Raw genomic sequence first — 1100 nt, 5'->3', positions numbered from 1 at the left:
AAACCGTATACGTGTGAGACCCGGCAGGGGTTGCGTGTACGGGGTTGTGGGATCTCTCTTCTACGGTCTGCCGGCCGTGGGACGAGTCAGAAACCGTTGATGTAGGCGAAGGACATGCGAAAGGTCCGGCGTAGAGGGTAAGACCCCCGTAGTCGAAACATCAGCGGCTCGTTTGAGAGACACCCAAGTAGCACGGGGCCCGAGAAATCCCGTGTGAATCTGGCGGGACCACCCGCTAAGCCTAAATATTCCCTGGTGACCGATAGCGGATAGTACCGTGAGGGAATGGTGAAAAGTACCGCGGGAGCGGAGTGAAATAGTACCTGAAACCGTGTGCCTACAAGCCGTGGGAGCGTCGCGCGAGGACTTGTCCTTGCGTCGTGACTGCGTGCCTTTTGAAGAATGAGCCTGCGAGTTTGCGGTGTGTTGCGAGGTTAACCCGGGTGGGGAAGCCGTAGCGAAAGCGAGTCCGAACAGGGCGTTTTTAGTAGCACGCTCAAGACCCGAAGCGGAGTGATCTAGCCATGGGCAGGTTGAAGCGGAGGTAAGACTTCGTGGAGGACCGAACCCACCAGGGTTGAAAACCTGGGGGATGACCTGTGGTTAGGGGTGAAAGGCCAATCAAACTCCGTGATAGCTGGTTCTCCCCGAAATGCATTTAGGTGCAGCGTCGTGTGTTTCTTGCCGGAGGTAGAGCACTGGATAGGCGATGGGCCCTACCGGGTTACTGACCTTAGCCAAACTCCGAATGCCGGTAAGTGAGAGCGCGGCAGTGAGACTGTGGGGGATAAGCTCCATGGTCGAGAGGGAAACAGCCCAGAGCATCGACTAAGGCCCCTAAGCGTACGCTAAGTGGGAAAGGATGTGGAGTCGCACAGACAACCAGGAGGTTGGCTTAGAAGCAGCCACCCTTGAAAGAGTGCGTAATAGCTCACTGGTCTAGTGATTCCGCGCCGACAATGTAGCGGGGCTCAAGCGTACCGCCGAAGTCGTGTCATTGCAGCAATACGGCCAACGCCGGCTGTGATGGGTAGGGGAGCGTCGTGTGCCGGGTGAAGCAGCCGCGGAAGCGAGTTGTGGACGGTTCACGAGTGAGAATG

General features: G+C 57.4%; 1 rRNA gene. It reads left to right on the top strand.

The features are described from left to right. Window positions 1–1100 (top strand): 23S ribosomal RNA (locus ACIQ6R_RS37045); the annotation flags it as partial.

It is taken from the genome of Streptomyces sp. NPDC096048, from assembly GCF_044763415.1.
Taxonomy (GTDB): domain Bacteria; phylum Actinomycetota; class Actinomycetes; order Streptomycetales; family Streptomycetaceae; genus Streptomyces.
This window is presented reverse-complemented; position numbering and strand designations above follow the sequence as displayed.